This is a genomic window from Bordetella tumbae, assembly GCF_054780995.1.
The window spans coordinates 113,069-138,866 of record NZ_BAAGVG010000026.1 but is presented as its reverse complement, the minus strand read 5'-3'; the positions used below and the strand labels follow the sequence as shown (position 1 = coordinate 138,866).

At 58.9% G+C, this 25,798-nt stretch carries 23 protein-coding genes; 13 read left to right on the top strand and 10 right to left on the bottom strand.

Annotated elements, in window-relative coordinates; genetic code table 11:
- Nucleotides 1–19: 19 nt before the first annotated feature.
- Entirely contained in the window at nt 20–1,426 is a 1,407-nt protein-coding gene (locus ACYVI2_RS28365) for a M23 family metallopeptidase (RefSeq protein WP_415819286.1), read from the bottom strand.
- Nucleotides 1,427–1,736: 310 nt separating this feature from the next.
- Here ACYVI2_RS28365 and tyrS point away from each other — a divergent pair, with 310 nt between their 5' ends.
- The 12 genes from tyrS to ACYVI2_RS28305 all read left to right on the top strand — a co-directional run bounded on the left by tyrS (nt 1,737) and on the right by ACYVI2_RS28305 (nt 16,193).
- On the top strand, nt 1,737–2,966 hold the full coding sequence (gene tyrS, locus ACYVI2_RS28360) for a tyrosine--tRNA ligase (protein WP_415819170.1): 1,230 nt from the start codon (nt 1,737–1,739) through the stop codon (nt 2,964–2,966).
- Between the two features lie 30 nt (nt 2,967–2,996).
- Nucleotides 2,997–3,653, top strand: coding sequence for a YbhB/YbcL family Raf kinase inhibitor-like protein (locus ACYVI2_RS28355; protein ID WP_415819171.1), 657 nt, complete (start codon nt 2,997–2,999; stop codon nt 3,651–3,653).
- A gap of 286 nt (nt 3,654–3,939) precedes the next feature.
- Nucleotides 3,940–5,187 (top strand): serine hydroxymethyltransferase, encoded by a 1,248-nt coding sequence (glyA, locus tag ACYVI2_RS28350; protein ID WP_415819172.1) that lies wholly within the window; start codon nt 3,940–3,942, stop codon nt 5,185–5,187.
- 197 nt (nt 5,188–5,384) lie between these two features.
- Complete coding sequence (nrdR, locus tag ACYVI2_RS28345) at nt 5,385–5,864, top strand: transcriptional regulator NrdR (protein ID WP_415819173.1); 480 nt, start codon at nt 5,385–5,387, stop codon at nt 5,862–5,864.
- Nucleotides 5,865–5,888: 24 nt separating this feature from the next.
- Entirely contained in the window at nt 5,889–7,061 is a 1,173-nt protein-coding gene (gene ribD, locus ACYVI2_RS28340; RefSeq protein WP_415819174.1) for a bifunctional diaminohydroxyphosphoribosylaminopyrimidine deaminase/5-amino-6-(5-phosphoribosylamino)uracil reductase RibD, read from the top strand.
- 66 nt (nt 7,062–7,127) lie between these two features.
- A complete protein-coding gene (locus tag ACYVI2_RS28335) occupies nt 7,128–7,748 on the top strand; it encodes a riboflavin synthase (protein ID WP_415819175.1) in 621 nt (206 codons plus the stop codon).
- 532 nt (nt 7,749–8,280) lie between these two features.
- Complete coding sequence (locus ACYVI2_RS28330) at nt 8,281–10,206, top strand: PrkA family serine protein kinase (protein WP_415819176.1); 1,926 nt, start codon at nt 8,281–8,283, stop codon at nt 10,204–10,206.
- A 12-nt stretch (nt 10,207–10,218) separates the two neighbouring features.
- A complete protein-coding gene (locus ACYVI2_RS28325) occupies nt 10,219–11,484 on the top strand; it encodes a YeaH/YhbH family protein (RefSeq protein WP_415819177.1) in 1,266 nt (421 codons plus the stop codon).
- Entirely contained in the window at nt 11,481–13,046 is a 1,566-nt protein-coding gene (locus tag ACYVI2_RS28320) for a SpoVR family protein (protein ID WP_415819178.1), read from the top strand. The genes ACYVI2_RS28325 and ACYVI2_RS28320 overlap by 4 nt, the downstream gene beginning before the upstream one ends.
- 147 nt (nt 13,047–13,193) lie before the next feature.
- Nucleotides 13,194–14,156, top strand: a complete 963-nt coding sequence (locus tag ACYVI2_RS28315) for an NUDIX hydrolase (RefSeq protein WP_415819179.1) — start codon at nt 13,194–13,196, stop codon at nt 14,154–14,156.
- 128 nt (nt 14,157–14,284) lie between these two features.
- Nucleotides 14,285–15,148 carry a carboxylating nicotinate-nucleotide diphosphorylase gene (gene nadC / locus ACYVI2_RS28310; RefSeq protein WP_415819180.1) on the top strand — a complete coding sequence of 288 codons (864 nt, stop codon included), beginning with the start codon at nt 14,285–14,287 and terminating at the stop codon, nt 15,146–15,148.
- A 100-nt stretch (nt 15,149–15,248) separates the two neighbouring features.
- A complete protein-coding gene (locus tag ACYVI2_RS28305) occupies nt 15,249–16,193 on the top strand; it encodes a tripartite tricarboxylate transporter substrate binding protein (RefSeq protein WP_415819287.1) in 945 nt (314 codons plus the stop codon).
- A 30-nt stretch (nt 16,194–16,223) separates the two neighbouring features.
- Here ACYVI2_RS28305 and ACYVI2_RS28300 read toward each other — a convergent pair whose 3' ends face one another.
- The 3 genes from ACYVI2_RS28300 to ACYVI2_RS28290 are packed head-to-tail and all read right to left on the bottom strand — an operon-like array spanning nt 16,224 to nt 19,209.
- A complete protein-coding gene (locus ACYVI2_RS28300) occupies nt 16,224–17,198 on the bottom strand; it encodes a Bug family tripartite tricarboxylate transporter substrate binding protein (protein WP_415819181.1) in 975 nt (324 codons plus the stop codon).
- A 47-nt stretch (nt 17,199–17,245) separates the two neighbouring features.
- Nucleotides 17,246–18,541 carry a hydantoinase/carbamoylase family amidase gene (locus tag ACYVI2_RS28295; protein ID WP_415819182.1) on the bottom strand — a complete coding sequence of 432 codons (1,296 nt, stop codon included), beginning with the start codon at nt 18,539–18,541 and terminating at the stop codon, nt 17,246–17,248.
- The gene (locus ACYVI2_RS28290) at nt 18,538–19,209 is read right to left on the bottom strand and encodes an orotate phosphoribosyltransferase (RefSeq protein WP_415819183.1); all 672 of its coding nucleotides are present in this window, start codon (nt 19,207–19,209) and stop codon (nt 18,538–18,540) included. The genes ACYVI2_RS28295 and ACYVI2_RS28290 overlap by 4 nt, the downstream gene beginning before the upstream one ends.
- A 204-nt stretch (nt 19,210–19,413) precedes the next feature.
- Between ACYVI2_RS28290 and ACYVI2_RS28285 the strand changes: the two genes are divergently transcribed.
- On the top strand, nt 19,414–20,322 hold the full coding sequence (locus tag ACYVI2_RS28285) for a LysR substrate-binding domain-containing protein (protein WP_415819184.1): 909 nt from the start codon (nt 19,414–19,416) through the stop codon (nt 20,320–20,322).
- 10 nt (nt 20,323–20,332) lie between these two features.
- On the opposite strand, the gene ACYVI2_RS28280 is transcribed toward ACYVI2_RS28285, so the two are convergent.
- From ACYVI2_RS28280 to ACYVI2_RS28255, 6 genes are all read right to left on the bottom strand, one after another.
- Nucleotides 20,333–21,127 (bottom strand): IclR family transcriptional regulator, encoded by a 795-nt coding sequence (locus ACYVI2_RS28280; RefSeq protein ID WP_415819185.1) that lies wholly within the window; start codon nt 21,125–21,127, stop codon nt 20,333–20,335.
- Between the two features lie 80 nt (nt 21,128–21,207).
- Nucleotides 21,208–21,906 (bottom strand): ABC transporter ATP-binding protein, encoded by a 699-nt coding sequence (locus ACYVI2_RS28275; protein ID WP_415819186.1) that lies wholly within the window; start codon nt 21,904–21,906, stop codon nt 21,208–21,210.
- Nucleotides 21,903–22,682, bottom strand: a complete 780-nt coding sequence (locus ACYVI2_RS28270) for an ABC transporter ATP-binding protein (protein ID WP_415819187.1) — start codon at nt 22,680–22,682, stop codon at nt 21,903–21,905. The genes ACYVI2_RS28275 and ACYVI2_RS28270 overlap by 4 nt, the downstream gene beginning before the upstream one ends.
- Nucleotides 22,672–23,646 (bottom strand): branched-chain amino acid ABC transporter permease, encoded by a 975-nt coding sequence (locus ACYVI2_RS28265; protein ID WP_415819188.1) that lies wholly within the window; start codon nt 23,644–23,646, stop codon nt 22,672–22,674. Before ACYVI2_RS28265 ends, ACYVI2_RS28270 begins: the two co-directional genes overlap by 11 nt.
- Nucleotides 23,646–24,506 carry a branched-chain amino acid ABC transporter permease gene (locus tag ACYVI2_RS28260; protein WP_415819189.1) on the bottom strand — a complete coding sequence of 287 codons (861 nt, stop codon included), beginning with the start codon at nt 24,504–24,506 and terminating at the stop codon, nt 23,646–23,648. Before ACYVI2_RS28260 ends, ACYVI2_RS28265 begins: the two co-directional genes overlap by 1 nt.
- Nucleotides 24,507–24,549: 43 nt before the next feature.
- Nucleotides 24,550–25,755 (bottom strand): ABC transporter substrate-binding protein, encoded by a 1,206-nt coding sequence (locus tag ACYVI2_RS28255; protein ID WP_415819190.1) that lies wholly within the window; start codon nt 25,753–25,755, stop codon nt 24,550–24,552.
- Between the last annotated feature and the right edge of the window lie 43 nt (nt 25,756–25,798).

Below are 25,798 nucleotides of genomic sequence, written 5' to 3'. Positions count from 1 at the left end.
CAGCGAGGCAAGCGTCGCGTCAACGGCTCGCGACATTCGTACTGGACTCAGGCAGCGTTTGCTGCAGATGGGTCAACAATGCGAGCTGTTGCTTGTAGGGCTCTGTCGCCGCCTGGAACTTGCGAGCCTCGTCCGGATCGAGCGGGCGAGAGATCGGCAGGTCCGCAGCCAAGGGATCGACAGGCTGGTTGTCAATCCGGAACTCGTAATGCAGGTGCGGGCCGGTCGCCCAGCCCGTCGAGCCCACGTAGCCGATCAACTGGCCCTGCGACACCTTGGCGCCGACTTTGACATCGGGGGCAATACGGCTCTGGTGCGCATACAAGGTCGAATACTGGCCATAGTGCTTGACGATGACCACGTTACCGTACCCGTTTTGCCAGCCGGCAAACTCCACGGTGCCATCCGCAGTGGTATGGATCGGCGTGCCCGAGGGCGCCGCATAATCCACGCCCTTGTGTCCCGTCCAGGTTTTATGGATGGGGTGCATGCGCATGCCAAAGGTCGAACTGATGCGGGAAAATTTCAGCGCGGTGCGCAAAAATGCCCCGCGCAGGCTGACGCCGTCAAAGCCGTAGTAATTGCCTGATTTTCCGTCCGGGCTGAACCACACTGCGTTGTAGGTCTTGCCGTTGTTGATGAATTCCACGGCTAACAAACGACCGGCACCGGCATAGCGGCCCTGATGCGAACGGACCTCGTAGACGACGCGGAATTGGTCGCCCGGGCGAATATCGCGCAGAAAATCGATCTTGGAGCCGAGCACGTCGGCCATCTGCTGTGTGATCGAATCCGGAATGCCGGCGGTATCAGTTGCGCCGAATAGTGAATTGCGAATCGTGCCGACGGCGACGCGCGTCTGCAAGTCGGTGCGGTCGGTGATCTCGCGTGCTGTGTACGAGTCGTCCGACGGTGTCACCAGCAGCATTTTGGTGGTGACCTGGCCGTCGTCTTCTTCGCCTGGCGTATGGATATAACGCAGCCAGACCAGATTGCCCTGTGCATCGGTTGCTGCCTGCACTGAGCGTCCAGGATAGAGCTTGTAAATGCTGCGGGCGCTGGGGGCCTGTGTCAAAAAGCGCTGCAAGCCCGGTGCGTCAATTTCGAGGCGCTGCAGCACCGAGGCCAGCGTATCGCCGGCCCGGATACGCGTTTCGCTGACAAACGGCGCATCGCTGTCAACGCTGCTGACACTGACTTGGTTTGACGCCAGAGGCAGCACGCTTTGAATCTGGCGCGACAGGGGTAATTGAGTGCGGTCGGGTTGTTGGACCATGCCCAGCGCCGCGGCGCCAGCGAACAAACCTATCGTGCTGACCAGTAGCGTGCGGCGTAGCCAGCCAGCGCGACGGGACGACTCGGGGCGAGACAGGGCGGCCGTGCTGCCAACGGAGCGATCAGCCGGGCTGTGAGAGCCACGATCTATCAAAGTAAAGCCTTTCAAGGGGGTGTAAGTCCCCAAGGATGCAGATACGCCAGCACAGCATCACCCGGGCGCATCTGCGATACGCAAGGGGGCCGCGCCTCTGGCGAGGCATCTTGTGAACAACAGGGGTTAAGCCGGGTCGCAACGGCAATGACGCCATAATGGCTACAGTTGCGTATGATTAGCGTCGTATCCTAGCTGATTCAGCTAGAATTTTCGACTGATTTACCGATCACGCTGACAGTTTTTACACGTTTCTTGCAATTTTCGGCTCTTTCTTAGTCTTTTATCGCCGCATCCGGCCCCAGATATGTCTCAACCCGAAGCCCCCATTACCCCCGAAGTCGAAGCCGACCTGCGCGTCGCCAAGCGCGGTTGCGACGAGTTGCTCGTCGAATCGGAGTTCGCCCGCAAGCTGGCCAAGAGCCGCGCTACCGGCGTACCGCTGCGCATTAAATTGGGGTTGGATCCTACCGCGCCCGACATCCACTTGGGTCACACGGTGGTGCTGAACAAGATGCGGCAATTGCAGGACCTGGGGCACAACGTCATCTTCCTGATTGGCGATTTCACGTCCACCATTGGTGATCCCAGCGGCCGCAACTCCACGCGCCCGCCGTTGACGCGCGAGCAGATCGAAACCAATGCCCAGACCTACTACGCGCAGGCCAGCATGGTGCTGGACCCCGCACGCACTGAAATCCGCTACAACTCCGAATGGAGCGATCCGCTGGGCGCGCGGGGCTTGATCCAATTGGCGTCGCGCTACACCGTTGCGCGCATGATGGAGCGCGAAGACTTCACCAAGCGCTTCAAGGGCGGCATTCCCATTGCCGTGCACGAATTCTTGTACCCCTTGATGCAAGGCTACGATTCCGTCGCACTGAAATCCGATCTCGAGCTGGGCGGTACTGACCAGAAATTCAACTTGCTGGTCGGCCGCGAGCTGCAGAAAGAATATGGCCAGGCGCCTCAATGCGTGCTGACCATGCCGCTGCTCGAAGGCACCGATGGCGTCGAGAAAATGTCCAAATCCAAGGGCAACTACATCGGTATCTCCGAAACCCCGGATTCCATGTTCGGCAAGCTGATGTCGATCTCTGACACGCTGATGTGGCGTTATTTTGAGTTGCTGTCGTTCCGTTCGCTGGACGACATCGCTGCGCTCAAGGCGGCTACCGATGCTGGCGCCAATCCGCGCGACGCCAAAGTCGCCCTGGCGCAAGAGATCATTACACGCTTCCATTCGGCCCAGGCGGCCGAAGACGCCTTGGTGAATTTCCAGGCCCGTTTCCGTGACGGTGCGGTGCCTGACGATATGCCCGAGGTCAATGTGGCAGGCGCTCCGTTGGGGATTCTCAAAGTATTGCGTGAAGCCGGCCTCGTTGCCTCGGGCGCAGAAGCCCAGCGCAACGTCGAACAAGGCGGCGTCAAGGTCAACGGCGACCGCGTCGAAGACAAATCGTTGCAATTACAGGCCGGGTCTTACGTCATTCAAGTAGGCAAGCGCAAGTTCGCTCGTGTTAATTTGGCTGGGTAGGAAGCGCCTACTGCCTCGCAGGAGTACGACATGAAACTTTCGAGTCTATCTTTTTCCGATAACGAATCGATGCCCGACCGCTACGCTTTCGGCAAGATCGACGCCCAGTCGCACGTCATCCTCGCGGACAACTTCAATCCCCAGTTTTCCTGGGGAGAGGTCCCCGACGGCACTCGTTCGTTCGCCCTGATCTGCCACGATCCGGATGTCCCCTCAAAGCCCGACGATGTCAACCAAGAGGGACGGACCGTACCGGCAAGCTTGCCCCGTGCGGATTTCTTTCACTGGGTCTTGATCGACCTGGATCCGGAGCTGCGTGAAATCGAAGAAGGCGCCTTTTCTAGCGGTATCACCCCGCGCGGCAAGGGTGGTCCCCTGGCGCCTAACGAGGCTCGCCAAGGGATCAACGATTACACCTCGTGGTTTGCGGCCGATCGCGATATGAGTGGCGACTATTTCGGCTACGACGGGCCGTGCCCGCCGTGGAACGACGAACTGCTGCATCGCTACGTCTTTACGCTGTACGCCTTGGATGTTCCCAAACTGGACGTGCATGGGCACTTCAATGGCAACGATGTGCTGAAGGCGATGCAAGGTCACATTTTGGCCCAGGACAGTCTGACAGGCGTCTATTCTCTGAATCCGGATCTGGCACCTAGGCAAATCGGTAGCACTGCTGCTACCTGACGCCGTTTGGGATGTCGTCAGATTCGCCCCTCAGAGTTTTGTCGCTGAGGGGCGAATTTTTGTCAGTGTGGCGTCGATGCGGGGCGAGCACCCGCAATTGCATGAGATCTCCTCATGCTCAACTTGAGGCGATCTGCAAGTTGTCCGCGCGTTCCTTGCTTTTGGCGGGTTTCTCAGCGAAATTTCCGCAATTTCAAGGTCCTAGCCCGAAACGCCGCGGACCCATCGCGGTAAACTAACGGTCATCCATTACCTCCGTTCGCCATTTACGCCTCAGGAACCCCCAATGTTCGACCGCAAACTCACCTTGTCCCAGGTAGATCCCGACGTCTGGGCCGCCGTCCAGAAAGAAGACGTCCGCCAGGAACAGCACATCGAGCTGATTGCCTCGGAAAACTATGCCAGCCCCGCCGTCATGGAGGCTCAAGGCACCCAGCTGACCAATAAATACGCGGAAGGCTATCCGGGCAAGCGCTACTACGGCGGTTGCGAATACGTCGACATCGTGGAACAACTGGCTATCGACCGCCTGAAGCAGATCTTCGGCGCCGAGGCGGCTAACGTGCAGCCCAACTCGGGCTCCCAGGCCAACCAGGGTGTGTATATGGCCGTGCTCAAGCCGGGCGACACGGTTCTGGGCATGAGTCTGGCCGAAGGCGGTCACTTGACCCACGGCGCCTCTGTCAACGCTTCTGGCAAGCTGTACAACTTCATTTCGTACGGCCTGGATGCCAACGAGGTCCTGGACTACGAACAAGTCGAAAAGCTGGCCAAAGAGCACAAGCCCAAGCTGATCGTCGCTGGTGCGTCGGCTTATGCTTTGCGTATCGATTTCGAACGCATGGCACGCATCGCGCACGACAATGGCGCGCTCCTGATGGTCGACATTGCTCACTACGCTGGCCTGGTCGCTGGCGGCGTGTACCCCAATCCGTTCCCGCATGCCGATTTTGTGACCTCCACCACGCACAAATCCCTGCGTGGCCCCCGTGGCGGCGTCATCATGATGAAGGCCGAATACGAAAAGATCATCAATTCGGCGATTTTCCCTGGTATTCAGGGCGGTCCGCTGATGCATGTCATCGCCGCCAAGGCCGTGGCGTTCAAAGAAGCCCTGACGCCTGAGTTCAAGCAATACGCCGAACAAGTCGCCAAAAACGCCAAAGTGCTGGCCGAAACGCTGGTCAAGCGCGGTTTGCGCATCGTGTCAGGCCGTACCGAAAGCCACGTCATGCTGGTCGATCTGCGTCCCAAGGGCATCACCGGCAAAGAAGCCGAGGCTGTGCTGGGCCAGGCGCACATCACCGTCAACAAAAACGCCATCCCCAACGATCCGGAAAAGCCTTTCGTGACCAGTGGTATCCGCCTGGGCACCCCGGCCATGACCACGCGTGGTTTCACCGAAGCCGACGCCGAGCTCACCGCCAACCTGATCGCCGACGTGCTGGATAACCCGCGCGACGAGGCCAACATCGCTGCCGTGCGCGCACGCGTGAACGAGCTGACGGCCCGCCTGCCGGTGTACGGCGGCTAAGGCATCAACGCGCAGGCGCTCCCTCGGGTGCCTGCGTATTGTGGCCTGATAGGCGCTTTTTCTGGCCAATCCGCCCAAGCTGGCCGGCGATCAATGCGCCGGCCAAAGCCCTCGTCTGCCGTATATTTGCCACGCTGGCGCGTCATGCGTCCGCAACATTTACAATACGGCGACTGAAATGGACTGGGGGGCGCATCATGAAATGCCCATTTTGCGGCAATGTCGATACCCAGGTAGTGGATAGCCGGGTATCCGAAGAAGGCGATACGATTCGCCGCCGTCGCCGTTGCCTGTCCTGTGACAAGCGTTTCACCACCTACGAGCGCATCGAATTGGCCATGCCGTCCGTGGTCAAACGCAATGGCAGCCGTAGTGAATACGATCCTGCCAAGCTGCGCGGTAGCCTGTCCCTGGCCCTGCGCAAACGTCCCGTCAGCACTGACGAGGTCGACAGTGTCGTCGCCCGCATCGAAGAAACCCTCCTGGCCAGTGGCCAACGCGAGGTGTCGACCGAACGCATTGGCGAACTGGTCATGGTCGAGCTCAAAAAGCTCGATAAAGTCGCCTACGTCCGTTTTGCGTCGGTGTACAAGAATTTTGAGGACATCGGCGAGTTTGTCGAGGCGATTCGCGAAATGCAGGGTCCCATGCTGCCGGGCAAATTGCGCCGGAAATAGCGTACGGCGCATACAATCGCATACGTGACTGCTACGACTGATTCCGACGATATCACCTGGATGCGCCACGCTTTGGCGCTGGCGCGCAGCGTGATGACTTCCACCACGCCCAATCCGAGGGTAGGGTGCGTCATCGTGCGAGATGGCCGCATCGTGGGTGAGGGTGCGACTCAGCCGCCTGGCGGCCCTCATGCCGAGGTCTGCGCGTTGCGCGACGCCGCCAATCGTGGCGAATCGGTGCAAGGCGCCACCATGTACGTGACCCTAGAGCCCTGCAGCCATTTCGGGCGTACACCGCCATGTGCCGATGCCATTGCGGCCGCACAGCCTGCTCGCGTTGTGGTGGCCATGGGAGACCCCAATCCCCAAGTCAATGGCCAAGGCCTTGCGCGGTTGCGGGCCGCGGAGATCGCCGTGACGACCGGGATCTGTGCGGACGAGGCGCTGGAAATCAACGCAGGATTTGTCGCCCGCATGAGTCGGGGCACGCCATGGGCCTGGGTGAAAATGGCGGCATCGCTCGATGGGCGCAGTGCGCTGCATAACGGGGCGTCGCAATGGATCACCGGCGAAGCTGCGCGTGCCGATGGCCACGCATGGCGTGCGCGCAGTTGCGTGGTGCTGACCGGCATGGGCACCATTCTCAAAGACAATCCGCGTTTGAATGTACGTGCGGTGCCGACGACGCGAGCGCCGCGGCGGGCGGTCGTGGACGGGCGTTTCGAGATCCCTGAGGACGTTGTGCTATTCGATAGTGCAAACGCCGATGGCGTAGAAACCCTGATTTTCACAGCAGATCCCCGGGCGCCAGATTCTGATAAAGCAGCCCGTCTGGCCGACCGGAATGTCCGCGTCATTGCCTTGCCCGACGGTGATACCCATCGCGTCGATTTACCCGCCATGATGCGCTGGCTGGGCAGCCACGACATTAACGAGGTCCATGTCGAAGCAGGTGCAGGATTAGGCGGCGCCTTATTGTCGGCCGGTTGCGTGGATGAATTGCTGGTGTATCTGGCACCCGTCTTGCTCGGCGATGCCGCTGCCATGTTGCGCTTGCCGCTGCTCGAACATCTGGAACATGCCCGCCGGTTCGAGTTCACCGATACGCTTCGCCTCGGCACGGATCTGCGTCTGCGTGCCAGAGATGCGGCTCGCTGGCAGGCTTTGCATCAAGCGATCATGTGCCGTCAGGACTAAGGCATTGGCGCGGCAACGATCAACAGGGCAAAGCCCTACATTTAACGGCTAAAGGAAACCCATTCTATGTTTACCGGTCTGGTCGCGGCAGTTGGCCGTATCACGCATCTGGAGCCGCTGGCAGAGACTCAGCAGGGCGGCGTACGCTTGACGATAGACGCAGGCGAACTCGATTTGAACGACGTGCGCCTCGGCGATTCCATTGCGGTGCAGGGCGCCTGCATGACGGTGATTGCCCTGCAAAAGCAAGGGTTTCAGGTCGATGTGTCGCGTGAAAGCTTGAATCTGACGATCGGATTGGATCGCATGGGCGAAGTCAACCTCGAAAAATCACTGCGAGTCGGCGATCAAATCGGCGGACATCTGGTGTCCGGCCATGTCGACGGCATGGGCGAGGTCCTGCGTTTCGAGGCCGTAGGGGAATCCCGCGAACTCGTGATTCGCGTGCCGGAACAGCTGGCGCGATTCCTGGCGTACAAAGGCTCCATCACCGTCAACGGCATCAGCCTGACGGTAAACCGTGTCACAGACGTTGTAGGCGGATGTGACATCAGCATCAACATCATTCCGCACACGCAATCCGTCACTACCTTGCGCAATGTCGCCGCGGGTGATCGTGTCAATCTCGAAGTCGATACGATCGCACGCTATGTCGAACGTATGCTCAACGTCAGTCCTTCGGTCTGATTTTCGTGAGAGCAAATCAGCACGGGGCGTGCCTAGGCACGCCTTTTTTGTTGCCGGGCCGCCCCAAAACAAAAACGCCCCCTTGTGGGGGGCAGCAAGCCGAAGGCGCAGCGTGGGGGCCTTTTTTGTTGCCGGGCCGCCCCAAAACAAAAACGCCCCCTTGTGGGGGGCAGCAAGCCGAAGGCGCAGCGTGGGGGCCTTTTTTGCTTTCTGGTGCGCACCATTCGTGCGCGTGATGCGCGCTGCCTGTGCAGTCGCGGCCTGAATTGGCGTCGCTGATATGCACTGAAACGTGCATTACCAGCTTTCACATGAATTTGATGATTCTTTGCTTGATTCGCGGAACTTGTTCCGTGATGCTATAGCCTAACGTAACACAGGCCCGTTAACCCCATCTATGGTGTGTGCCGAAAGCAACATATCAAGATGATGTGCATAATCCCATTACGAGAAAGTCTAGCGACATTCGAAAATGAGGAACACAATGGGATGACGGACTCGTTAACCGACCATGAGCTGTAGGAGGTTCTCCGTGCAAAACATCGTCGAAGGCTTCAAGTCGCTGTATGCGCAAGACCAAGAAACCGAGCTTTCCCTCGAGGAATATCTCGATCTGGTCAGAAGTGATCCCATGGCATATGCCAGTCCCGCAGAACGCATGTTGGCGGCGATAGGGGAGCCAGAACTCATCGATACGCGCAATGACCCGCGTTTGTCCCGGTTGTTTTCCAATCGGGTCGTGCGGCGCTACCCTGCGTTTAAAGAGTTTTTCGGGCTGGAAGATGTCATCGATCAAATCGTGGCTTTCTTCAAGCACGCGGCTCAAGGGCTCGAGGAACGCAAGCAGATCCTGTACTTGCTGGGGCCAGTCGGCGGTGGTAAATCTTCCATTGCAGAACGCTTGAAAGTGCTGATGGAGGCCTATCCCATCTATGCGCTGAAAGGTTCGCCCATCAACGAGTCGCCGTTGGGCCTGTTTCATCCCGACCGGTTCGGCGATACGCTCGAAAAAGAATACGGCATTCCCCGCCGCTATCTCAGCGGCATCATGTCGCCGTGGGCCATCAAGCGGTTGAAAGAATTCGGCGGCGACATCTCGCAGTTTCGCGTGGTGCGCCTGAATCCGTCGGTGTTGCGCCAAGTGGCGATTGCCAAGACCGAGCCTGGCGACGAAAACAACCAGGATATTTCCTCGCTGGTCGGCAAGGTCGATATCCGGAAACTCGATCGTCACTCGCAGGATGATCCCGACGCGTATAGCTACTCGGGCGGCCTGTGCCTGGCAAACCAGGGGCTGCTGGAATTCGTCGAGATGTTCAAAGCGCCCATCAAGATGCTGCATCCCTTGCTGACGGCGACACAAGAAGGCAACTTCAAGGGCACCGAAGGGTTCTCCGCCATTCCGTTCAATGGCTTGATCCTGGCGCACTCGAACGAGTCCGAATGGCAGACTTTCCGCAACAACAAGCACAACGAGGCGTTCCTCGACCGTATCTATATCGTCAAGGTGCCGTACTGCTTGCAAGTCACCGAAGAAATCGAGATCTACAACAAGCTCCTGCGCAATAGCTCGCTGTCCACGGCGCCATGCGCTCCGGGCACGCTGGATATGATGGCGCAGTTCTCCGTGTTGACGCGTCTGAAAGAGCCGGAAAATTCCAGCATCTATTCCAAGCTGCGGGTCTACGATGGCGAATCGCTGAAAGACGTCGATCCCAAAGCCAAGGCGTTGCAGGAATATAAAGAGTACGCCGGTACCGACGAAGGCATGACTGGGGTATCGACCCGTTTTGCCTACAAGATTCTGTCCAGCGTCTTTAACCACGATCAGACCGAGGTGGCCGCGAACCCCGTACACCTGATGTACGTACTGGAGCAGCGTATCGTCCGCGAGGATTACCCCGAGGAAATACGCCGCCGTTATCTGGATTTCATCAAGGGCTACCTCGCGCCGCGCTATGCGGAATTCATCGGCAAGGAGATCCAGACCGCTTATCTGGAGTCCTATTCCGAGTACGGGCAAAACATTTTCGACCGCTACGTGACCTTTGCCGATTGCTGGATCCAGGACGAGGAGTTCCGCGATCCCGAGACCGGCGAGAGTTTTGATCGCAGCGCCTTGAACGACGAACTGGAAAAAATCGAAAAGCCTGCAGGAATTGCCAACCCGAAGGATTTCCGTAACGAGATCGTGAACTTTGTATTGCGCGCCCGTGCCAATAACGCTGGCCGCAATCCGACCTGGACCAGCTACGAAAAACTGCGTGAAGTGATCGAGAAGAAAATGTTCTCGAACACCGAAGACCTGCTGCCGGTGATTTCTTTCAACGCGAAAGCGTCCGCGGAAGACAAATCCAAGCATCAGAGCTTTGTCGATCGTATGGTGGACAAGGGTTATACCGAGAAGCAAGTCCGCTTGCTGTGCGAGTGGTACTTGAGAGTGAGGAAGTCATCCTGAGCGAGGTGAATTATGAATTCACTGATCGACCGGCGTCTGAATGGCCGCAATAAAAGCGCGGTCAATCGGGAACGCTTTCTCAGGCGATACAAAGACCAGATCCGCAAGGCCGTGCAGGATATGGTGCGTGAGCGGTCCATCGAAGACATGGACCAGGGCGGGGAAATCAACCTGCCCGCTCGCGATATCTCCGAGCCGCATTTCAGGCACGGCCAAGGCGGCGATCGCGAGCTGGTGCATCCCGGCAACCGCGAATTCGTCAAAGGCGATACCTTCCAGCGTCCTCAAGGAGGGCAGGGGCAGGGCGGGTCCGAGCCTGGCGAAGGCGAGTCCGTAGACCAATTCACCTTCAGTCTGTCTCGCGCCGAGTTCCTGAACCTGTTCTTCGAGGACCTGGAGCTGCCGCATCTGATACGTACCCAACTGGGTGACGTAGAGCAAAAGAAATGGCAGCGCGCGGGATATACGACGACAGGTTCTCCGAGCCTCTTGAGTGTCAGCCGTACGCTCAAGGCCTCGTTATCGCGCCGCGTCGCGTTGACGGTCGCCGCGCGTGCTGCGCTGGAGGCGGCTCAGGCCAAACTGGACGCTGCAATCGCGAAGGGCGCTCCGCAAGCCGAGATCGATGCCTTGCGCCAGGAGGTCGAGGATTGCCAGCAGCGTCTGGACAATGTCCCGTTTCTGGACGATCTGGATCTGCGTTATCGCAACCGTATTGCTGTCTCCATGCCGATGGCGCGCGCGGTGATGTTCTGCTTGATGGACGTCTCCGGCTCGATGGACGAGGGCAAGAAAGATCTCGCAAAGCGCTTCTTTACGCTGCTGTACTTGTTCCTGTCGCGTAAATACGAGCATGTGGATGTGGTGTTCATCCGTCACACCGACAATGCCGAGGAGGTCGACGAGCAGACCTTTTTCTACGACCCCAAAAGCGGTGGCACCATCGTGCTGTCGGCGTTGGAGTTGATGAACGAGATCGTGCAGAAACGCTACCCGCCCAGTGCCTGGAACGTCTATGCGGCGCAGGCCAGCGATGGCGATTCGTTTGGCGCAGACGCTGGTAAAAGCGCACGCTATTTGGCCGAAAATCTGTTGCCCGCCACGCGTTATTTCGCGTACATCGAGGTCCCGGATTCGCCAGAGGCCCGCAAAAGCAGCCTGTGGGCCGAATACGAACAAAAAACGGCGCCGCATTTTGTGATGCGCCGGATCTGCGAACGCGGAGAGATTTATCCCGTGTTCCACGATCTGTTCAAGAAGGAGCCCGTATCATCATGAACGCACTGACTGGCTCTCGTGCCGAGCTGGAGGCCCTGCAAGGGGCTCGGCCCATTTCCGAAGACTCCGAATGGACCTTCGAACTCATCCAGCGTTATGACGAAGCCATCGCCGAGGTGGCCGAAGAGTTCGGTTTGGATACCTATCCGAACCAGATCGAGGTGATTACCTCCGAGCAGATGCTGGACGCCTATGCGTCAGCAGGCCTGCCCATCGGCTATCCGCACTGGTCCTATGGCAAGGAATTCATCCGCAACGAGCAGTTCTATCGCCGCGGGATGCAAGGACTGGCGTATGAAATCGTCATTAACTCCAATCCCTGCATTGCCTACCTGATGGAAGAAAACACCATGGCCATGCAGGCCCTGGTGATCGCCCATGCTTGCTACGGGCACAACTCGTTTTTCAAAGGCAACTATCTGTTCCGTCAGTGGACGGACGCCGACAGCATTCTGGACTACCTGGTCTTTGCGCGTAAATACGTCATGGACTGTGAAAGCCGCTACGGTATCGATGCGGTGGAGTCTTTGCTGGACTCTTGCCATGCTTTGACGCCTCATGGCGTGGATCGCTACAAGCGTCCCACCCCTGTGTCGTACAAAGAAGAAGCCCAACGCCAGGTCGAGCGGGCCGAACATGCTCGGCTGCAATACAACGACCTGTGGCGCACCTTGCCACGTGTCGAGGCCGACGCGGCGGCGGAAAAGCAGCGCGTCGTCTTTCCTCCTGAGCCCGAGGAAAACCTGCTGTATTTCATCGAGAAGCATTCGCCGAAGCTGGAGCCCTGGCAGAAAGAGCTGGTGCGCATTGTTCGCAAGATCGCGCAGTATTTCTACCCGCAGGGCCAGACCAAGGTCATGAACGAAGGCTGGGCCACGTTCTGGCACTACACCATCCTGAACCGCCTGCACGAAAAAGGCCTGGTGACCGATGGCTTCATGATGGAGTTCCTGCAGAGCCACACCAACGTCGTCAGCCAACGCGGTTTTGACGAGCGCGGCTATGGCGGAATCAATCCCTATGCGCTGGGGTTTGCCATGATGCAGGATATCCGCCGCATCTGCGAATCCCCTACGGAAGAAGACCGTAAGTGGTTCCCTGATATCGCGGGCAGCGACTGGCTCAAGACGCTGGATTTTGCGATGCGCAATTTCAAGGATGAATCGTTCATTTCGCAATATCTGTCGCCGCGGCTGATACGCGAGTTTCGCTTCTTTGCGATCGCCGATCATGAGGCCAATCCCGTGCTCGAGGTCGCCGCGATTCACGACGATGAGGGCTACCGCCACATTCGCAAATTGCTGGCCGAGCAGCACAACCGGGACAATCAAGTACCGGATATCCAGATCGTGCGCTATCGCCGGGAGTCGGATCGTTCGCTGGTGTTGCGGCACTTGCGTACCCGCGGCCGGCCGTTGTCGGCGGAAGACGCCGATCAGGTCATGAAACATCTGGGCCGGTTATGGGGCTTTAAAGTCCGGCTCGAAGAAACCGAGCCCGATGGGACGGTGAGTTCATACCGCGAAGTCAGTCCGACTGCACCGTATCGCGAAGGCATGTAGTTGAGCGCTTCTCGCTGTGTCGTCATCTGCGGCACATAGTGACCCCCTATAATTCAGAACAACTTTCAGCCTGGCGCACGCGCCAGGCTGTAGTCCTGCTTTCTTGCCCGTTGTCGTTTGCCTTTTTCCTGCATTCTGGAGCCGCTATTGCCCGATTCCGCCGAAAATTTCGTGTCTGCCGAACTGGTCGCCGTCCTGGTGGCAGTGACCAAGGGCGAACCGCGTGTGCTGGTTCGCACGAATGACGCCGCCAGCGGCGCGCGCACGAAATACGACGGCTTGCCTTCGGGGGCATTCCAGCCCGGGCATCGATCCTTGCAGGCAGGGATGCGGGCGTGGGTAGAAACCCAAACCCATCATCCGCTGGGCTATGTCGAGCAGTTGTACACCTTTGCCGATCATGATCGGTTTGATGAATCCGGTCCTCGCGCGATTTCGATCAGCTACCTCTGTCTGACCCGGGAAGGCGATGCAACCGGCGGCACCGAGGCCGTATGGCAAGACTGGTACCGCTATTTCCCCTGGGAAGACCGCCGCGGCGCAGAGCCCGAGGTGTTGACCGAGCTGATCGTGCCGCGGCTGCGTCAGTGGGTGGCCGACACGCGCGACGCCGGCTTGCGTGGCCTGCGTGCGCAACGCTTGGCAGTGGTCTTTGGCCTGGACGATGCGCCCTGGAACGAAGACATGGTGCTGCAGCGTTACGAGCTCATGTACGAAGCTGGCCTCGTGCCTGAGGCGACGCGGCATACCCCCTCGGCCGAGCGGGATGCGGTGCCCGGAGACCCGATGCGCACCGATCATCGCCGCATTCTGGCAACCGGGATCGCGCGCTTGCGTGCCAAAATCAAATATCGGCCAGTGGTGTTCGAGCTACTACCCGCCGAGTTCACCCTGCTGCAATTGCAGCAGACCGTCGAGGCCCTGGCTGGACGGGATTTGCACAAACAAAATTTCCGCCGTTTGATCGAGCAGCAGAACCTGGTCGAAGAAACCGGCGGCATGTCGGCGGCGGGCGCTGGCCGGCCGGCCAAGCTTTTCCGATTCCGCCGTGATTTACTGGCCGAGCGCGCGATAGCCGGCAGCAAATTGCCCCTGTCCCGGCAGGCCTGATTGCGTTAACGGGAAACCACGCGTTGCCGCACTGCACAACAAGAAATGCTTGACAGTCATTTATGCTCAAAATTAGCATAAATGCGTGATGCCCTATGGGCGCTTTTTTGGCTTCTAAAATACTCAAAATGAGCATATCTAATACTCTTGCTGTCTCGCCGTTGCCAGCCGTGTTGCTGGAGCCCTTAGTGCGTAACGCGCTCGTCGAGGATCTGGGACGTGCCGGCGACATCACTACCGATGCCATCGTGCCGGCGGATGCCATGGCAGAAACCCGTCTGGTTGCTCGACAAGACGGTGTGCTCGCGGGTTTGGATCTGGCACGCATCGCATTCGGACTAGTCGATCCGCGCATCGAGTTTCAGCCTCGGCTGGCTGATGGTGCGACGCTTGCGCCCGGCGCTGAAATTGCGCTTATCCGCGGACCGGCGCGCGGCATGCTGACAGGGGAACGCGTGGCGTTGAATTTCCTCTGCCACCTGAGTGGCGTGGCATCGGCCACCGCATCGATCGTGCATTCCATCCGCGAATATCGCGCGCGCGTGACCTGCACGCGCAAGACCATGCCGGGTCTGCGTGCCGTACAGAAATACGCCGTCCGTGTCGGTGGCGGCAGCAATCACCGGTTCGGCCTGGATGATGCCGTATTGATCAAGGACAACCACATCGCCATCGCCGGCGGTGTGCGCCAGGCTGTCGAACGCGCGCGTGCGGCGATCGGGCATCTGGTCAAGATCGAGCTGGAGGTCGATACGCTGGAGCAGTTGCGTACGGCGCTCGATTTGGGCGTGGAGGTCGTGTTGCTGGACAACATGGGGCCGGACATGTTGCGCGAAGCCGTGCGCATGGTCGATGGCCGTGCGATCACCGAGGCCTCCGGCCGCATTACGCCCGAGACCGCGCCTGCGTTGGCTGCGACGGGCGTGGATCTGATGGCCATCGGTTGGTTGACCCACAGCGCGCGGGTATTGGATATCGGGCTGGATAGCTAGATTTGCGGAGCATCCGATGAAAACGCGTTTCGACCTTTCCCGGCGCGCCGCGCTGCTGATGATGTCTGCGCTGGTTGGATTGGGGGCAGCGTTAGGGGGAATGGGTTTGCTGTCCGCAGCGGGATCCGAGACTCGCACTGCTGTACAGAGTTTTCCCAATCGGCCCATCACGATCATCGTGACGTTTCCTCCTGGAGGAGGAACGGACTTGTTGGCCCGTAAGCTCGGCGCCTTGATGCAGCAACGCCTGGGACAGGCCGTGGTGGTCGAGAACCGGCCGGGGGCGAGCGGCAATATCGGCGCCCGCGTCGTGGCTGACGCAGCGCCCGACGGCTACACCCTGTTGATGGTCAATAGTTCGTTTGCCATCAACCCGGGTGTGTACGGACATCTGGGTTTTGATCCCAAGGGCGATTTTCAGGCCGTGATCAATGTGGCATTCGTGCCCTCGGTACTGATCGTGCCGCACGATTCCCCCTATCGCACGCTCACCGATTGGATGGATGCCGGCCGCAAACCCGGTGCGATACTGCCTTTTGCATCATGCGGCAATGGCGCGCCGCAACACCTCGCCGGAGAAATGCTGACAGCCAACGAGCACCTGCCCGTGCAACATGTGCCGTATCGCGGCTGCGGCCCTGCGTTGACAGACGTGCTGACGGGCCAAGTTCCCCTGGGCATCGTGACAGCGTCCAGTGCATCGCCATTTCTGCAGGCCGGTAAATTACGGGCGCTGGCAGTGACCTCACCGCAACGCTCTACGCTGATGGCGGACGTGCCAACGGTGGCAGAGCAGGGCATGCCCGGATACGAGCTGGATCAATGGCACGGGCTGTTGGCCCCGGCCCAAACGCCGAAGGACATCGTCGCGAAACTGAATCGCACCGTGGCGCAGATCATGAAACAACCTGATGTGCGGCGCGATTTACTGCAGTTGGGATTCAACCCGACGACTAGCACGTCGGCCGAGTTTCAGTCGCTGATCGGTCAGGATATTGACCGGTTTGCGTCGCTGACGCAGCGGATCGGGTTGCGGGCGGATTAACCGTCGGTCTATCCGCCCGCTGTGCGGTTTTTACTCCAGCACGACTTTGGCGTCAGTTGCGATCTTGCCGAACTTGACGGTCTCGTCAGCGATATAGGTTTTAAAGGTCGCAGCGTCTTTGTACGACACGGTGATGCCGGCAGCCTCCAGTTTGTCAGAGACTTCTGGAGTGCTCAGCGCTTTGTTGAGCGCGTTGCTCAACGTGGCGATGGCAGCAGCATCGGTTTTGGCAGGCGCCCACAGGCCGAACCACAAGACAACATCCACGTCCGCCAGCTCAGGCGTTTCGGCCAGCGCGGGCAGATCCGGGGCGGCCTTCGTGCGGGTGGCGGAGGTCACGCCGATGCCTTGCAGCGCGCCTGAGCGGATATGGGGCAGGGCGGTTGAAAACACGAGCACGCCGCCTTCGATCTGGCCGCCAACGATGTCCGCCAGGGCTGGCGCACCACCCTTGTAGGGCACGTGGAACATCTTGCCCCCGCTTTCTTTGGCGATCAGTTCGCCCGCCAGGTGCAGAGGGGTACCGATGCCGGACGTACCGTAACGGAACTCCTCGGTCTTGGTGCGCGCGAGAAACTCGGCCACCGTCTTGATACCGAGATTAGGCGCTGCGACCAAGGCCAGTGGTTGCGAGCCGATTTGTCCAATGGGCGCCAAGTCGCGTTGGCCATCGAATTTGACGTGCGGATTGATCTGGCTCGCAATCGAGATCTCGCTCGGCGAGCCCAGCAGAATTGTGTAACCGTCAGGCTCGGCGCTGACCACGCGGTTTGCACCGATGACGCCGCTGGCGCCCGGTGCATTCACGATGACAACGCTTTGGCCCAACTGGTCGCCCATGCCGGCGCCGACGATGCGGGCGATCAGGTCATTGCTGCCGCCGGATGCATAAGGCACCACAATGGTCACCGGTTTGTCTGGAAATGTGCTGGCGTGCGATGGCACCGAGAGCATGGCCGCGCAGGCCGCAAAAACGCTGGTCAGACATTTTTTGAGTGTCGACATGATATTTCCCCTTGTTGATATGGATACGATGGGTTAGCCCATTTGTTTCAATTTGTGACTAACACCGGTTGGCGAGGTGGAATTGTGCCGTTCAAGGCGCGATGAAGCAAATCGGTTCCCAACAGAAAGTCGTCGATATCCATGGCCTCGTGCGGATTGTGGGATCCGTTTGCGTTGCGTATGAACACCATGGCCGACGGAATGCCGGCATTGGCAAATACCGATGCATCGTGCCCGGCGCCGCTAGGAATCCGCTCGAGCGTCATGCCCGTTTGTGCTGCCGCTGATTCCAGCTTTGTTATCCAGGCCGGGTCCATCGTCGCCGGCTCTGTGAAGAGGCGCTCGTCGAACTCAAAACGCACGCCTCGACTGGCTTCGATGGCGCGGCATTCGTCGCGCATCAAGGTGTAGAAACGCTCCAGTGTCTGCGTGTCTTGGCTGCGCACCTCAAAGCTCAGTTGGACTTCGCCCGGAATGACGGATACGGCGTGCGACTGCTGCGGCGTCGAACAAATGCCGCTTGTCATGACCAGATCCATGCCCATCTGCAGCAGGACCCGCCAATGTTCGTCCATGCGTGACAGCAGTTCCGCGACGGCCAGCAGTGCGTCTTTGCGCAGCCAGCGCGGCACCGCGCCCGAGTGTCCGGTTTCACCGATGCAGCGCACGTGATTGTGTCGAATGTTCCCTCGAATGCCAGTAACTGCGGCAACAGGCCACTGGCGAGCCACCATGACCGGGCCCTGTTCAATGTGCAGTTCCAGATAGGCGCCCATCCGGGCAGGATCAATCATCGGCTCTGCACGGCGGACTGCCTCGATATCGACGCCGCAGCGGGCCATCGCGTCACCCAGCGTGCCTTGTCCGCCGCGGTGGGCCATGTTCAACGCGGCAGCGGGCAAACGGCCAAGCAACGCGAGCGATCCCATATAGGCCTTGCCATACCAGGCACTTTCTTCGCCGCGCAGCGCCAAAACGCGCACGGGTGGCGCGTCCTCGTGATGCCCGTGCAGACTGGCCAACACCAGCATGCCGGATACGACGCCTGCCAAGCCATCAAAGTTACCGCCCTGCGGGACGGAGTCCACATGCGATCCGATCGTGACAAAGGGATCGGGCCGCTTGTCTTGTGGCAGCCACATCCATAGATTCTGAGCACGGTCGCGTTCATACGCCAGGCCCAGGCGTTCGGCATGGTTCTCCAGAATTCGCAAGGCGGCTTCTTCGCCTGCGCCGTAGCTTTCACGCGTGACGCCCAGGCCGTCATGCGTGGCCTCACGGATTTCAGCGAGCATCGTTTGCGCCAGATCGCGCAGGATGGGGGATGTCTGGCTGCTGGTCATGCGCCAGTTCCTCCGTGGCCGATGGACCATACCACTGGGTCTGCGGCGAAATCGGCCAGCATGGCAGCCTGCGCGTCATTGAGTTGTCCGCTGGCCAGCAGTGCCTGATGCAGATGCGGCCACGACGCCAGGGCGTGCAACTGCAGCGAATGATTCGCGAGTGTCTGGTTTTCCTGCGCATAGAGTGCATAGTCCAGCAGGACCATTACATGTTCCACAGTGGGTCCCGACTGGCGCAGCGCTGCGACCGCGCCTGCCTTGGAGCGGCCATCGGTTGTGATGTCATCGACCAGCAGTACGCGGGCATCAGGGGGCAGCCGGCCTTCGAGTTGAGCGGTGATGCCCCAGCCTACTGGCCGCTTGCGCAAATACAGCATGGGCAGTTGCAGCCGTTCGGCCAGCCAGGCTGCGATGGCGATGCCCGAGCTCTCTGTGCCCACGATGGCATTGATCTGGCCCTCTGCAATGACCGGGGCGACCGCGCGTGCGGCGATATCCATGACCTCGGTGCGCCATTGCACATCCGACATCAAGACATGGGCGTCCACATAGACCGGGCTGGCCCAGCCCGAGGTATAGAAAAAGGGTTGATCTGATGCGATGCGCACGGCGCCCAGCGTCACTAACGCCTGGGCGACACGCGGGGCGTCGGAAACGGAGAGAAGCATAGGATGTCCGTCGGCAAAAGCTCGATGCTATGGAAATCCCCCCATCCATGAGAAGCGGTGAAAATTCAGCGAGCCGTTCCTAAAGGAGATGGCTTGGCCGCGGTGTTGCGTTACGATGCCTCTACTCCAGGATGAAATCTGCCTACCCATTCCGTTTCGCGTTATCCAGCCATAGCGCTATCGCGCGCCCGTCTCCTCATGTCCATGTTCGCCTCTCCCCGCAGCTTTTTACGTCACGTTGATCTCTCGACGCTGGACCTGTTCGTCTTGACGTGTCAGTCCGGCAGCATTGCCAGGGCGGCTGCGCAGGGGCAACTGGTGGCCTCTGCGGTCAGCAAGCGGATTGCCGAACTGGAATCCCTGGCTCAGACGCCTCTGTTGCTACGCCATGCCCGAGGCGTACGGCCCACCGCGGCGGGCGAGTTGCTGTTGCGGCATGCGCACGCGATCTTGCAGGAGGTCGAATACCTGCGCGCCGATCTGAGCGAGTATGCCCGCGGCGTGCGAGGCGTGGTGCGTCTGAGCGCGAATGCCTCGGCTGTCGAGCAGTTCTTGCCTGAGGACATCGCTGCTTTCATGAGAGAGCACGCCGAGATACGCATCGATCTGCGCCAAGCGACCAGCCGCCGAGTCGCTCAGGCCGTGAGGGACGGAGAGGCCGATCTGGGTATCTGCAGCCCCAGCGATGAGGCGGGGGGATTGGAATCGCTGCCGTATCGGCGTGAACGCATGGTCTTGGTCATGCCACGTACTCATCCATTGGCCGAGCATCAGCAACTGGCTTATGAACAGGCTTTGGATCATGCGCAGATAGGCTTGCGCGACAGCAGCATCATTCAGGAAACGTTGAGCCGTGCCGCGCAAAGCGGGCGGCGCATGCTGCGGCAGCGTATCGAGGTCGATAGCCTGAGCGCCATGTGCCGCATGATCGAATGCGATCTGGGCGTGGGCGTCATGCCTGAGGGCGCGTATCAGTCTGTCGGCAGGCCGCGCCGGTTGCGGGCCGTGCCGTTGACGGACACATGGGCGGAACGCACGCTGAACCTGTACGCCGTCAGTTTTGCGGAGCTGCCGGCAGCCGCCAGGCATTTCGTGGCGAGCCTCAGCCAGTGAGGCTGATCGCTTAACCGAAGGCACGCACCGCATTGCTGACTGAGCGGGCACACTCCATGATCTTGGAGGCGATCTGCTGCCGTACGGTCTCCAGCGTCCAACGGCTGGGTGGCGTGATCACATTGAGCGCAGCGATGGGCTGCCCTTGCCCTCCCATGATCGGTACGGCAATAGCCATATCACCTGCGTACAGCTCTTCGGTATTCAATGAATAGCCCAATCGCCGGCCCTCATGCAACAAGGCTTTTAATGTCGGCTTGTCCGTAACGGTGTTGGGCGTATAGGCCTGCATGGGGATAGTGTCCAGCAGCGCATCGCATTCAGGCTCAGGCAATGCCCACAAATACGCCCGTCCCGACGCCGTGCAGAACATGGGGATGCGGCACCCGATCGGCATGTGCATAGGAATGAATCGATGACTGGCAAAACGTGCCACGTACACCATCTCATGCCCGCTGGGTTCCATCAGATTGACAGTCTCGCCCGTCGAATTCGAGAGCTCCGCTAAAAACGGATTGGCGACATCGACCAGTGTATCGGCCGCGAGATAGTTGTAGCCGATATCCATGACTCTGGTCGTCAACTGAAACCGCCGCGTTTGCGGATGTTTCATCACATATCCCAGGCTCTCCAGCGTGTAGACGATGCGTTGTACCGAGCTTTTACTGAGCTCGGTCACCTCAGCGATTTCCCCCAGTGTCATGGTGCGGCGCTGGGCAGTGAAGCTGCGCAGGACTTCGATACCCTTTTCCAGGACCTGTACAAATAGCGGATTATCGCGAGGGGTGCTCTGATCACGCTTCATCGATGCTCCAGGGCCGGCGCGACCCGCTCTTGTTGTGCTTGCATGGTGTGTCCGCATGCCAGTAGGCGCTTTATTCAATCCTAAACCGCTAAATAACGTTGTTTTATATCGTCGGCAGTTCGGAATTCATCCGCGTTGCCATGATAAACGATATGGCCTTCTTCCAGAATGTAATGGCGCGATGCCAGTTTTTCGCAGACTGCCAGATTTTGCTCGACCAGTAAAATTGTCATGCCACGTGCAGCGATCTGCACCAGCGTTTCCGTGATCTGCTCCACAATCACGGGCGCCAGGCCCTCGGTGGGTTCGTCCAACAGCAGCAAGTGCGGGCCGCCCAACAGCGCGCGAGCGATCGCCAGCATTTGTTGTTCCCCACCCGAGAGCTTTCCGCCGCCATTTTTACGGCGCTCGTGCAGTCTAGGAAATAGTCGGTAGACATCGTCCAGCCCCCAGGCAGATCCTTTACGCAACGCGACGCGCAGGTTTTCCTCGACGGTCAATAGCGAAAAAATTTTCCGGTCTTCGACGACCAGCGCGACCCCTTCACGGGCGATCCGGTGGGTCGTTTCGTCACTGATGTCCCGGTCGCGTAAAGATACTTTTCCGCCTTGGCATTTCACCATGCCCATTACGGTTTTCAGTGTCGTCGATTTGCCTGCGCCATTACGTCCCAGCAACGTGACAATCTCGCCCTCGTCGACGTGCAGGTTGATGTCTCGAATCGCATGGCTGGATCCATAGTAGCCATTCACGTTGTGTAGGCGTAACAAGGTGCTCAAGATAAGGCTCCCGATCCCAAATATGCGCGGCGGACGTCGGCATGGCCTTGAATATGATCCGGGGTGCCTTCTGTCAGCACCTTGCCTTGCGCCATGACGGTGATCCGATCGCTGATCGTCAACACAATGCTCATGTTGTGTTCGATCAACAATATCGTGTGATCACGCGCCACCTCTTGGATCAAGTCACGCATCACCGGCAAATCATTGACGCCCATTCCCGATGTCGGCTCGTCGAGCAACAGCAGTTTTGGCCGTGCAGCCAGACACATGCCGACCTCCAGCATGCGCTGCTGACCATGTGCCAGGGTGCCTGCGCAGACGTCGGCATAGCGCTGCATGTTCAAGCGCTCAATGAGAGTCTGCGCCCTCTGCGAGGCCTGCTCTACGCGTTCGACGCGCTTCCAGAAACACGCAGCATCGCGCCGCATGACGGCTTGCGCCGCGAGCCGCAGGTTTTCGCGCACGGACAACTGTCCGAACAAGGAGGTGATCTGAAACGAGCGAGCCATGCCGCGATGCACCCGTTGGGTGTCCGAGAGTCCAGTGACGTCATGCCCTGAAAAGCGGATACTGCCTCTGCTGGGCAGCAATGCACCACCCAGCAAATTGAACAGCGTGGATTTTCCCGCGCCATTTGGGCCGATCACAGAATGAATATGGCCCCGCTGGATACGCAGGTCCACTCCGGAAACGGCATGAAAATCGCCGAATTGCTTGCCCAGTCCCTGGGTCTCGATCATGGCTGATTCGAGGACCGCATTGTCATTGCGCATGTTCAGTCCTCCTTGATACCCGCCACGATCTCAATGCCTGTTGTACGCCACCCCAGAGTCCTCCCGGCGTGGACATGCTGATGAATACGAGTAGAAAGCCTATCAGCATGGGCCAGCGTGGCCAGATGGTCGACAACCATGATGACAGGACGACATAAAAGAGGGCACCGACCAATGACCCCGCCAGAGATCCTCCGCCGCCTATCAAGGTCATGATCAAAATGGTTTGACTCATCGTGACATCGATGGTCGTCAGGGTGGCAATGCCCAGAAACGGCGCATACAGCGCACCCGCGAGCCCGGTCAACAGGCCAGAGAATGCAAATGCTGCGAGTTTGAATCCCCGCACGTTATAGCCCACTGCCGCAGCACGGACCTCGTTTTCCCGGATGGCGACCAGGGTAGAGCCGAAGGGCGATCCGATGATGCGTTGTAGCGCAAAAAAAGCCAATAAAAACAATACGGCGCTAAATACGTAAAACGAGGAGGATTGACTGAGCGATATATCCGCCACGCCAAATAACGACAAAGGCGGGCGAGGAATATCCGTCATGCCGTTGTCACCGCCGGTGATGTCTCGAAATGAATAGGCGAGAAAATAGAATAGTTGAGCGAAGGCAAGCGTGAGCATCACGAAATAAACACCCCGTTGCCGTATCGAGAAAAATCCCACCAGCACCGCCGCTGCCGTGCCGACGAGGGCCCCAATCAGCAGCATGGAAAACAGGCCCGCGCCCCAATGGGTGCCTGCATAGCCCGCTGCATAAGCGCCCATGCCAAAGAAGATACCCTGGCCAAACGACAACAGCCCTGTATAGCCCAATAGCAGATTGCAGCCCAGCACTGCTATGGCAAAAATCAACACCTCATTGGCCTGTGAGTAGCTGGGTAGTATGAAGGGCAGCAGCAACAACAGCAGTGGCGCCGCGGTCCGGTTGGCAATACGCATGAGTCTGCTTTCCATCAGCCTCTCCCAAATAGTCCGTATGGGCGCATCAGCAGCACCATGGCCATGCATACATAGATGACGGGACGCGCCATCTCGGGCCAGATGCTGCTGAGCAGGCTTTGCAGCACGCCCACCAACAGTCCTCCGACCAAGGCCCCGGAAAAGCTGCCCATGCCTCCGATCACGACCACAACGAACGCGATGCTGAGTCCGTCAAGTCCCATGAACGGCTCCACCCCTCTAATGGGGGCGGCCAATACTCCCGCCAAGGCGGCTAATGCCACGCCCAGGCCGAAGACGAGCATGAAAATCTTGGGAATATCGTGCCCCAGCAGCGAAGTCATATCGCCGTGTTCGCTGCCGGCACGCACGATAGCTCCTAGACGGGTGCCTTCGAGCAACCACCAGAGAACCAGCGCGAGTACTGCGGTGAATGCGATGACGAACAAGCGATAGGTGGGATAGATGAATGATCCGAATTCGACGATTCCACCCAATGCCTGAGGGGTGGGCATGTGCAGCGCATCGGTTCCCCAGAGGACAATGGCCAGTTCCTGCAGGATCATCGACAAGCCGAACGTCAGCAGTATCTGCGCCATATGCGACAGCCGGTAGGCGTGCCGCAACAGCACGCGTTCCAGCGCGATCGCGAATACGAACACCACGATGGGTACCACGATCAGGCTGACCCAGAAGTCCAGCCCCAGTGATACCACGATGGCATAGGCGAGATAAGCGCCGATCATGAAGAACGCACCATGTGCGAAATTCACGAACCGCAATAACCCGAAGATGATCGACAAGCCGACCGCCATCAGGAAATAAAGCATGCCTACGCCTATGCCATTGAAGATCTGCAGTAGGTAAAGCGTCATGAGGTCCCTTTCCCGAGAAGGAGTAATGAACGCCGCGCCTCGGTCAGGTGCGGACCATCTTGCAGACACTTTGCGCGATGGGGATCGTCGACTCGCCCTCACTGACGATCACCGCCATTTCATTGGGGTCAGTAACCTCTGACGCCTTCTTGCCCTTCATCAGGTAGTATTTTTTGATGCCCTGATGGTCAAACGCGCGGATCTCCTCCGGTCCGGTCAGTCCGTCATATTTCCAGCCTTCGAGCGCTTTGATGACTTTCGCTGCATCGTCGGAACCGATGCGATTGATGGCCTCCAGCGTCAGTCGCGTCGATATATATGTCAATGCACTGTTATAGGGCGGTGTGACGTTGAAATTCTTGCGGCACAGTTCAACAAAGTGCTTGTTTACAGGCGCATCCACGCCATGCCAATACTGGCAGCCGAAGTACACGTCTTCGACGATATCTTTTCCGAGCGCATGAAACTGTGTGACGCCATCCGAGTACGCCATCAGGATCGTCATCCTGTTCTTCATGCCAAACGAAATCGCCTGGCGCAGCGTGGCCGAAGATTGTGCGCCATAGTTCAGGATCAGCAGGACATCGGGTTTTGCGGCCATGGCGTTGGTCAGATAACCGCTGAATTCCTGTTCGGTCAACGAGTGATAGCTGTTGCCGACGTGCTCGATATCCATTTCCTTGAAAATGCGCTTTGCATTGTTCAACAAGGCGTCTCCGAACACGTACTGCGGTGTGATCGTGTACCAGCGCTTGGCCTGAGGCATCATCTTGGCCAGCGGGCGCACTGTCTGTTCGATCGCGCCATAGGTCGTACTGGACCAGCGAAACGTCGAGATGTTGCAGTCCGCGCCAGTGACCTCATCTGCGCCGGCCCCGATAAAGGCTACGCCACCTTCGCGATTCATCTCCTTGCCGACCGCGATGGCTTCTGAGGATAGCAATGCGCCACTCACATAACGCAGTCCTTCGCGCTGCGCGGCTTCACGGACTTTGCGCACCGCCACGCCGGGGTTGCCCTCCGAGTCGATGGAGACGATACGGGTTTTTTTGCCGAGGACTTCCGGTACATCCAGCGCCGCGGCTCGCGCACCGATGAGACTGTACTTGCCGATTTCTGCGAATACCCCCGACATGGGGGTGGCGCATCCCATTGGGAAAGTGCCGCTGTCAGCAGCGAGTACGCGTTGCAGTGGCAGTCCCGTCAGCGCCAAGCCACCGGAAATCTTGATGAAGTTGCGGCGATCCATGTTTATACCCCTTGTCTAATAATGCTTGCTTCATGAAAGAACA